Here is a 9,289-nt window from a genome sequence, read left to right on the forward strand (position 1 = left end):
CGATCATTTCTCAATCGACCACAGAGCAGGGCGCACGCCTCAAAAATCATTGCCGCGCGAACACGGCGCCGAAGTTCATGCCCGGACAATCCAGCGAAACTTCATCGCGCAGCGGGCTGTCCAGACCCTTATATGTCCATGCAGCGGTAAATGGCGAGGGTCAAGATGACGATGACAGTTGGTGATTTTCTGGTTGAGCGGCTCAGCGAATGGGGCGTCACGCGAATTTTTGGTTATCCGGGGGATGGCATCAACGGCGTGTTCGGCGCCATGAGCCGGGCCAAAGGCAAGATCGAATTCGTTCAGGCACGGCACGAGGAAATGGCTGCGTTCATGGCCTCGGCCCACGCCAAGTTCACCGGCGAGCTGGGCGTGTGCATCGCCACCTCGGGTCCCGGCGCCTCGCACCTGATCACCGGCCTCTACGACGCGCGCATGGATCACATGCCGGTGCTGGCCATTGTCGGTCAGCAGGCGCGTACGGCGCTGGGCAGTCACTACCAGCAGGAACTGGATCTGGTGTCGATGTTCAAGGATGTCGCCGGTGCGTTTGTGCAGCAGGCTTCGGCGCCGTCGCAAGTGCGCCATCTGCTTGATCGCGCGGTGCGCACTGCGGTCGGCGAGCGCCGCGTCACCGCGTTGATTCTGCCCAATGACTTGCAGGATCTGCCTTACGAACAACCGGCGCGCGCCCATGGCACCGCGCATTCCGGCGTCGGGTACAGCAAGCCGAAAGTCGTTCCTTATGCCGCCGATCTGCAACGCGCCGCCGAGGTGCTGAACAGCGGCGAAAAAGTCGCGATTCTGGTGGGTGCCGGCGCGCTGGAGGCGACCGATCTGGTCATCGCCGTGGCGGAAAAGCTCGGCGCGGGCGTCGCCAAGGCGCTGTTGGGCAAAGCAGCGTTGCCAGACGATTTGCAGTGGGTCACCGGCAGCATCGGCCTGCTCGGCACCGAGCCCAGCTACAAGCTGATGAGCGAGTGCGACACCTTGCTGATGATCGGTTCGGGCTTCCCGTATTCCGAGTTTCTGCCCAAGGAAGGCCAGGCGCACGGCGTGCAGATCGACTTGCAGCCGGACATGCTCAGCCTGCGTTATCCGATGGAGGTCAATCTGGTCGGTGATTCAGCGGAAACCCTTGCCGCATTGCTGCCCTTGCTGGAACAGAAAACCTCGAACAAGTGGCGCAAGAAGATCGAAGGCTGGCGCAGCAGCTGGGAGAAAACCCTGGAAAAACGCGCCATGGCCAAAGCCGATCCAGTCAATCCGCAACGGGTGGTCTACGAGTTGTCGCCGCGTTTGCCCGAGCAGGCGATTATCACCAGCGACTCTGGCTCTTGCGCCAACTGGTTCGCCCGCGATCTGAAAATCCGTCGCGGCATGAAATGCTCGTTGTCCGGTGGCCTGGCCTCGATGGGCGCGGCGGTGCCCTATGCGATCGCGGCCAAGTTCGCCTTCCCGGAACGCCCGGTCATTGCCCTGGTCGGCGACGGCGCGATGCAGATGAACAACATGGCCGAGCTGATCACTGTCGCCAAATACTGGCGGCAATGGCAGAGCCCGAAATGGATCTGCGCGGTGTTCAACAACGAAGACCTCAATCAGGTCACTTGGGAGCAGCGGGTGATGGAGGGCGATCCGAAGTTCGAAGCGTCGCAAAGCATTCCCGATGTGCCGTATCACCTGTTCGCGATTTCCATCGGCCTCAAGGGCATTTTCGTTGATCGCGAGGAAGAGGTCGCCGCTGCGTGGGAACAGGCACTCGCCTCGGAAGTGCCGGTGCTGATCGAGTTCAAGACCGACCCGAACGTGCCGCCGTTGCCGCCGCACATCAAGCTTGAGCAAGCGAAGAAATTCGCCACGACCCTGCTCAAGGGCGATCCGGACGAAGCCGGGGTGATCGTGCAGACCGCCAAGCAGGTGTTGGGCGCCGTGTTGCCCGGGAAGAAATGACGGTGTGCGCTTGAACGAGTCAACCATCTACATCGGTTGCGCCGGCTGGAGTCTCGGGCGCGAGCACTGGCCGGCATTCCCCGCCGAAGGCACGCACCTGCAACGCTACGCCGCGCGCTTCAACTGTGTGGAAATCAACAGCTCGTTCTACCGCCCGCATCGGCGTCAGACCTACGAACGCTGGGCCGACTCGGTAGCGCCGGACTTTCGCTTCGCCGTGAAAGTGCCGAAGCTCATCACCCATGAACAGCGGCTGGCGGACAGCGCGGCCGCGCTCGATGAGTTTCTCGGCCAGTGCCAGGGCTTGGCTGATCGACTCGGTTGCCTGCTGGTGCAACTGCCACCCAAACTTGCCTTCGATGCGCCGGTGGCCGAGGCGTTTTTTCATGCCCTGCGCGAGCGGTTCAAGGGCAGTGTGGTGCTGGAACCACGACACGAATCGTGGACTGAGGCTGAGGCAGTGCTGTTGGAGTTGCAAATTGCTCAGGCGGTGGTCGATCCCTCGCGGATCAGCAGCGACACCGCACCGGGTGGCTGGCAAGGCCTGCAGTATTGGCGCCTGCACGGCTCGCCACGGATTTATCACAGCGCTTATGAAGCGGCCTATCTGCACCAGCTTGCTCAGAACCTGCGGCGCGCGAAGGCCGACGGCAGAGACATCTGGTGCATCTTCGACAACACCGCCAGCGGTGCCGCCACCGCCGATGCGCTGGCTTTGAAGGCGTTGATCGAAGGCGTTGAACGCTGAACGACGACGCTCTCGCCACCCACACAAACGATCCGGCTACAGGTAAACTCCGCGCACTTTTTCAAGGAGTTCACATGAGTTACTACCAGCCGGGCATTCTCGCTACCCCTGTTCCTGCGCAAGCACGTCATCTGTTTTTCGCCCTGGCGTCGGTTGAAGCCTTGCCACAAGCGATCGACAGCCTGCTGATGCTGGTGGATGGCAAGTCGGCGGTGGTTGGTTTTGGTGAGTCGTTGACCAAGGCGCTGAATGTCGAAATCGCTGGCCTGCGCAGCTTCCCCGCGCTGACCGGCGTTGGCGTGAACAACCCGTCGACCCAGCATGCCCTGTGGATCTGGTTGCACGGTATTGACCGGGGTGAACTGCTCAACCGCTGCAACGCTATCGAAGCCGCGCTGGCCCCGGCCTTGCGTCTGGTCGAGATGCAGGAAGCCTTCCGCCACATGGACGGCCACGACCTCACCGGTTACGAAGACGGCACGGAAAACCCCCACGATGACGCCGCTGTCGCCGCCGCGCTGCTGAGCTCCGGCGCAGACGGACTGGTCGGTGGCAGCTTCGCCGCGATCCAGCAGTGGCAGCACGACCTCAAGGGTTTTCATCGCCTGTCTGCCGGCGCCAAGGACGACATCATGGGACGGCGCTTGAGCGATAACGAAGAAATCGACGACGCGCCGATCTCCGCCCACGTCAAACGCACCGCGCAAGAGAGCTTCGCGCCGGAAGCGTTCGTCGTGCGCCGCTCGATGCCATGGATTGAAGGCGATCGCGCCGGTTTGATGTTCCTCGCTTTCGGTTTCTCGCTGGATGCCTTCGAAGCACAGCTGCGGCGCATGAGCGGCCTGGAGGACGGTATTGCCGATGGCTTGTACCAGATCAGTCGGCCGATCACCGGCGGCTACTACTGGTGCCCGCCGCTTAAGGACGGACGCCTTGATCTGCGCGCGCTGCGCATCGGCTGAGGACTGCCTATGAAAGTGGTGCGCTGGGGCATGATCGGTTGCGGCAGTGTCGCTGAACGCAAGAGCGGACCGGCCTTTTACAAGGCGCCCGGTTCGGCACTGGTCGCAGTGATGGGCCGACGCCTCGAAGCGGTGACCGACTACGCCGCGCGCCACGGCATCAGCCGCGTCTATACCGATGTCGATGCGCTGATCAACGATCCCGAAGTCGACGCGGTGTACATCGCCACGCCGCCCGACAGCCACCATGCCTACAGCCTGAAAGTCGCCGCCGCCGGCAAGCATTGCTGCGTGGAAAAGCCCATGGCGCTCAACGCCGGGCAAAGCCGCGAGATGCAGCAAGCGTTTGCCGCTGCCGGTCTGCACTTGTTCGTCTCCTATTACCGCCGCTCGCTGCCGCGCTTCGCTCAGGTGCGGCAATGGCTGGAGGAGGGGCGCATTGGTGATGTTCGCCATCTGAGCTGGACACTGACCAAAGCGCCGTCGCCGGCTGATCTTGAGGGTCGGGATAATTGGCGCACCGACCCGGCGGTGGCTGGCGGCGGCTACTTTGCCGACCTGGCCAGCCATGGCCTGGACCTGTTCCAGTATCTGCTTGGCGACATCGTTGAAGTCGCCGGTTTCACCGCGCGTCAGGCGGGTCTGTACGCGGCGGAAGATGCGGTCAGCGCCACTTGGCGGTTCGCTTCCGGAGCGCTGGGCATGGGCTGCTGGAACTTTGTTGCGGACCGGCGTGAAGATCGGGTCGAGATCATCGGCAGCAAAGGGCGCATCGGGTTTTCGGTGTTTGACGAGCATCCGGTGCAGCTGGATGCCGATGAGCAGATCAGCCTGGAGATCGCTCATCACGAGCATATTCAGTGGCATCACTTGCTGGGGATGAATGCGCATATTCGGGGTGATTCACAGCATCCCGCCGTGGCCGAGCAAGCCGTCAAGACCGACTGGGTCATGGACCGGATTCTCAAACGCTGAATAGCTCACAATCCCCTGTGGGAGCGAGCCTGCTCGCGAAAGCGGTGTGTCAGTCACGGAGGTATTGACTGACAGAATGCTTTCGCGAGCAGGCTCGCTCCCACAGGTCTTCCGGCGCAACGCGCATCTAAGGTTATGCCCAAACAATATTTCTCAACCTCGCCATAACGTCTCTAAGATCACGTCATAACTCGTTATAACAAGTGATCCGACGATGACCGATAACGTTCTCTCCCTCAGTAGCGTTCCGCTGCACACCCAACTGCGCGACGTGCTCCGTGCGCGGATTCTCGACGGTGAATACCCGCAAGACAGGCAGATGCCTTCCGAAAGCGAACTGGGTGCGCTGTTCAAAGTCAGCCGCATCACCGTGCGCCAGGCACTCGGTGATCTGCAAAAGGAAGGCCTGATCTTCAAGATCCATGGCAAGGGCACCTTCGTCGCCAAACCGAAAACCTTTCAGAACGTCAGCAGCCTGCAAGGCCTCGCCGAGTCGATGACCGGGCGCGGTTATGAAGTGATCAACCGCCTGCGCAGTTTCAAATTCATTCCGGCCGGCAAGCGTGTCGCCGAGCGTCTGCAGGTGGCCGAAGGTGAAATCGTCGCGCAGATCAAACGCGTGCGCCTGATCAACCGCGAGCCGATCTCGCTGGAAATCACCTACCTGCCTAAAACGGTCGGCGAGCGACTGGAGAAGGCGGATCTGGTCACCCGCGACATCTTTTTGATCCTCGAAAACGACTGCGGCATCGCCCTCGGTCACGCTGATCTGGCCATCGACGCGGTGCTGGCCGACAGCGACCTGACCCAGGCGCTCAACGTCGAAGCGGGCTCGCCGATCATGCGCATCGAGCGTCTGACCCACGACGCCCTAGGCCAGCCGCTGGACTTCGAACACCTTTATTACCGTGGCGATGCGTTCCAGTACCGCCTGCGGATCGACCGGCAAAAAGGGGAGCAGGCATGACCCGCAACGTTCTAGAACAGGAATATGACATCGTCGTGATTGGCGGCGGTACGGCCGGGCCGATGGCGGCGATCAAGGCCAAGGAGAAGAACCGCGATTTGCGCGTGTTGCTGGTCGACAAGGCCAACGTCAAGCGCAGCGGCGCGATCAGCATGGGCATGGATGGCCTGAACAACGCGATCATTCCCGGCCACTCGACACCGGAGCAGTACACCAAGGAAATCACCATCGCCAATGACGGCATCGTCAATCAGGCGGCGGTCTACGCCTATGCGACGCACAGTTTTGAAACCATCGAACAACTCGACCGCTGGGGCGTGAAGTTCGAGAAGGACGAAACCGGTGACTACGCGGTGAAAAAGGTCCACCACATGGGCGCCTATGTGCTGCCGATGCCAGAAGGGCACGACATCAAGAAAGTTCTGTATCGGCAGTTGAAACGTGCGCGGGTGAGCATCACCAATCGCCTGGTCTGCACGCGGTTGCTGACCGACGAGGAGGGCGCGGTCAACGGTGTAATGGGCTTCGATTGCCGCACCGCCGACTTCCATGTGATCAAGGCCAAAGCGGTGATTCTCGCCTGCGGCGCGGCCGGACGCCTTGGTCTGCCGTCGTCGGGCTACCTGATGGGCACCTACGAAAACCCGACCAATGCCGGTGACGGCTACGCGATGGCCTATCACGCCGGCGCCGAACTGGCCAATCTCGAGTGCTTCCAGATCAACCCGTTGATCAAGGATTACAACGGCCCGGCCTGCGCCTACGTCACCGGCCCGCTGGGTGGCTACACCGCCAACAACAAGGGCGAACGCTTCATCGAGTGCGATTACTGGAGCGGACAGATGATGTGGGAGTTCCATCAGGAACTGGAAAGCGGCAACGGTCCGGTGTTCCTCAAACTCGATCACCTGGCCGAGGAAACCATCCAGAACATCGAGGAAATCCTGCACAGCAACGAGCGCCCGAGCCGTGGCCAGTTCCACGCCAATCGCGGCACCGACTACCGCACGCAGATGGTTGAAATGCACATTTCGGAAATCGGTTTTTGCAGCGGCCACTCGGCGTCCGGCGTGTGGGTCAACGAGCGTGCCGAGACTTCGGTCAAGGGATTGTACTCGGCGGGCGACATGGCTGCGGTGCCGCACAATTACATGCTAGGCGCGTTCACTTATGGCTGGTTCGCCGGGCACAACGCCGCGGAATTTGTCGCCGGCCGCGAGTTTTCTGCACTGGACAGCGAGCAGATCGCCAAGGAGAAAGCCCGGGTCTACGCGCCGCTCGATCGCCAGGAAGGTCTGCCGCCGGCGCAGGTCGAATACAAACTGCGGCGCTTCGTCAACGACTACCTGCAACCGCCGAAAGTGACCAAGAAGATGCAGATCGGCCTGCAACGCTTCAGCGACATCGAGCGCGATCTTGAGCAGATGAAAGCCAACAACGCTCACGAACTGATGCGAGCGATGGAAACCAGCGTGATCCGCGATTGCGCCGAAATGGCCGCCCGCGCTTCGTTGTTCCGCGCTGAAAGCCGCTGGGGCCTGTACCACTATCGCGTCGATCATCCGCAGCGCAACGACGCCGATTGGTTCTGCCACTGCCATCTGAAGAAGGGCGAGGACGGCCAGATGACCAGTTTCAAGCAGGCCGTCGAGCCCTACATCATCCCGCTCGACGCCGAGGAAATGCAGGCTTACGACCGCCTGCGGGTCGGCGCCTTCGCCGCTTGAGACATCATTTTTCAGAGAGTCCGAACCATGGCTTATCAAGCTCAGGAAATCTTCTTCCGCTCCAACGCGCCGGTCACCGTCGACGAGGACAAATGCATCGCGGAAAAGGGCTGCACGGTGTGCGTCGACGTCTGCCCGATGGACCTGCTGGCGATCAACCCGGCCACGCAAAAGGCCTACATGGCGTTCGATGAATGCTGGTACTGCATGCCGTGCGAGAAGGATTGCCCGACGGGTGCGGTGAAGGTCGACATCCCCTATTTATTGCGTTGACCCCAAATCCATTGTGGGAGCGAGCCTGCTCGCGAAAGCAATCGTTCATTCAACAATGATGGTGACTGACCCGCCGCCTTCGCGAGCAGGCTCGCTCCCACGTTGCAATTGTGATTATCCAATAGCCATCCGGTGAACCCCGGACGCTGAATGCAAAACACCCCTCGTTTCCCACCGCGCCCCGATCGCGGCGGAGACGAACTTCAAACCAATGATTCGAGGGGAAACACTCATGTTGCGTGCAGCACTCGCTGGGCTGGTCCTGGCTTCGTTCACCTTGTCGGCCTCGGCCGAAACCATCCGCATCGCCATCGGCACCCAGGACACCACCATCAACTGCGCCGCCGGCGGCCTGTTGATCCGTGAACTCGGTCTGCTGGAAAAATACCTGCCCCACGATGGCGCCTACAAAGAGGCCAAGTACGACGTGCAGTGGAAGAATTTCACCAGTGGCGCGCCGCTGACCAATGAGATGGTCGCCGGCAAGCTCGATTTCGGTGCCATGGCCGATTTCCCCGGTGCGTTCAACGGTGTGGCGTTCGAAACGGCGGGCAAGCACAGCCTGTTCATCAGCGTGCTGTCGGGCAGCATCAAGGGCAGCGGCAACGGCATCGTCGTGCCTAGCGCTTCGGCCGTGCAGAGCTTGAGTGAACTCAAGGGCAAAACCATTTCGGTGCCGTTCGCCTCGACGGCTCACGGCATGTTGCTGCGCGCCGTGGCAGAGCAGGGCTGGGACCCGCTCAAGGATGTCAACATCATCGCCCAGCCACCGGAAGTCGCCGGCTCGGCATTGCAGGCCGGCAAGATCGACGCCCACGCCGATTTCGTACCGTTCGCCGAGGTGTTCCCGAGCCGTGGTTTCGCCCGCAAGATCTACGACGGCGCCCAGGCCAACGCGCCGACTTTCCATGGCGCATTGGTGGATCAGGCCTACGCCAAAAAGTACCCGGAAATCGTCGTCGCCTATTTGCGTGCGAGCATCGAAGCCAACCAACTGCTCGCCGCCGAACCGGAGAAGTACAGCGAACTGATCGCCAAAGTCACCGGGGTCGATGCCGAGGTCAACTACCTGTTCCATGGCCCGTTGGGCGTGCAAACCCGCGACCTGAGCTGGAAGCCTGAATACCGCCAGGCCGTCGGAACCGCCATCGATACCCTGAAGCTGCTGAAGAAAGCCGATCGCGGGCTCGACCTGAACAGCTTCATCGACGACCAGTACATCCGCGCCGCGTTCAAGGCTTCGAACCTCGATTACACCGCGCAACTGGCCAACTACGCGCAGACGCCATTGCCGGGTGTGGATGCGGCGACGGGCAAAGCCATCACCGACGTCAGCCATGTCGCGGAAATCTGGGTGCGTGGCGAGGAAAAAGTCCGCCGTTATGGCTCGGCTGAAGCGGCGTTCACCGCGCTGGCAGGGTTGAAGCAGGAGGGCAAGAACATTCGTGCGGTTTATGCGCAGGCCAGTGACAGCGGGATCAAGTTGCTCGCTGAACAGGCGTGGTTTGCCAGCGACGCCAAGGGCCGCCTCAGCGCATTTCTGCTCAAGGGCCAGGCCCAGCAATACGCTGCGGGGCAGGGTGGCAAGGTGTTCGACTTCAGCGATGCCACTGCGCAGGTTGTTGCTGCGCGCTGAAGATCAAAAGCCCCTCACCCTAACCCTCTCCCGGAGGGAGAGGGGACT

General features: G+C 61.4%; 8 protein-coding genes. All 8 read left to right on the forward strand.

Going from position 1 to position 9,289, the window contains the following annotated elements; genetic code table 11:
* Positions 1–165 precede the first annotated feature (165 nt).
* The 8 genes from D8U82_RS23470 to D8U82_RS23505 all read left to right on the forward strand — a co-directional run bounded on the left by D8U82_RS23470 (position 166) and on the right by D8U82_RS23505 (position 9,241).
* Complete coding sequence (locus D8U82_RS23470; RefSeq protein WP_130903071.1) at positions 166–1,953, forward strand: thiamine pyrophosphate-requiring protein; 1,788 nt, start codon at positions 166–168, stop codon at positions 1,951–1,953.
* Between the two features lie 10 nt (positions 1,954–1,963).
* Positions 1,964–2,701, forward strand: coding sequence for a DUF72 domain-containing protein (locus D8U82_RS23475; RefSeq protein WP_177434162.1), 738 nt, complete (start codon positions 1,964–1,966; stop codon positions 2,699–2,701).
* A gap of 74 nt (positions 2,702–2,775) precedes the next feature.
* Positions 2,776–3,663 carry a Dyp-type peroxidase gene (locus D8U82_RS23480; RefSeq protein ID WP_125927448.1) on the forward strand — a complete coding sequence of 296 codons (888 nt, stop codon included), beginning with the start codon at positions 2,776–2,778 and terminating at the stop codon, positions 3,661–3,663.
* A gap of 9 nt (positions 3,664–3,672) precedes the next feature.
* Positions 3,673–4,638 (forward strand): Gfo/Idh/MocA family oxidoreductase, encoded by a 966-nt coding sequence (locus D8U82_RS23485; RefSeq protein WP_130903072.1) that lies wholly within the window; start codon positions 3,673–3,675, stop codon positions 4,636–4,638.
* 214 nt (positions 4,639–4,852) lie between these two features.
* Positions 4,853–5,605 (forward strand): GntR family transcriptional regulator, encoded by a 753-nt coding sequence (locus D8U82_RS23490; RefSeq protein ID WP_130903073.1) that lies wholly within the window; start codon positions 4,853–4,855, stop codon positions 5,603–5,605.
* A complete protein-coding gene (locus D8U82_RS23495; RefSeq protein WP_130903074.1) occupies positions 5,602–7,332 on the forward strand; it encodes a fumarate reductase/succinate dehydrogenase flavoprotein subunit in 1,731 nt (576 codons plus the stop codon). Before D8U82_RS23490 ends, D8U82_RS23495 begins: the two co-directional genes overlap by 4 nt.
* Positions 7,333–7,359: 27 nt before the next feature.
* Entirely contained in the window at positions 7,360–7,605 is a 246-nt protein-coding gene (locus D8U82_RS23500; protein WP_003225615.1) for a ferredoxin family protein, read from the forward strand.
* Positions 7,606–7,837: 232 nt separating this feature from the next.
* Positions 7,838–9,241, forward strand: coding sequence for an ABC transporter substrate-binding protein (locus tag D8U82_RS23505; RefSeq protein ID WP_130903075.1), 1,404 nt, complete (start codon positions 7,838–7,840; stop codon positions 9,239–9,241).
* The last annotated feature ends 48 nt before the right edge of the window (positions 9,242–9,289 follow it).

The organism is Pseudomonas sp. Sample_23 (assembly GCF_004307595.1).
Taxonomy (GTDB): Bacteria; Pseudomonadota; Gammaproteobacteria; order Pseudomonadales; family Pseudomonadaceae; genus Aquipseudomonas; species Aquipseudomonas atacamensis.

Excerpts from the sequence above, each read along its gene's own strand:
- D8U82_RS23505 (WP_130903075.1), top strand. The coding sequence starts at position 7,838 with ATGTTGCGTGCAGCACTCGCTGGGCTGGTCCTGGCTTCGTTCACCTTG.
- D8U82_RS23480 (WP_125927448.1), top strand. The coding sequence starts at position 2,776 with ATGAGTTACTACCAGCCGGGCATTCTCGCTACCCCTGTTCCTGCGCAA.
- D8U82_RS23490 (WP_130903073.1), top strand. The coding sequence starts at position 4,853 with ATGACCGATAACGTTCTCTCCCTCAGTAGCGTTCCGCTGCACACCCAA.
- D8U82_RS23500 (WP_003225615.1), top strand. The coding sequence starts at position 7,360 with ATGGCTTATCAAGCTCAGGAAATCTTCTTCCGCTCCAACGCGCCGGTC.
- D8U82_RS23470 (WP_130903071.1), top strand. The coding sequence starts at position 166 with ATGACGATGACAGTTGGTGATTTTCTGGTTGAGCGGCTCAGCGAATGG.
- D8U82_RS23495 (WP_130903074.1), top strand. The coding sequence starts at position 5,602 with ATGACCCGCAACGTTCTAGAACAGGAATATGACATCGTCGTGATTGGC.
- D8U82_RS23485 (WP_130903072.1), top strand. The coding sequence starts at position 3,673 with ATGAAAGTGGTGCGCTGGGGCATGATCGGTTGCGGCAGTGTCGCTGAA.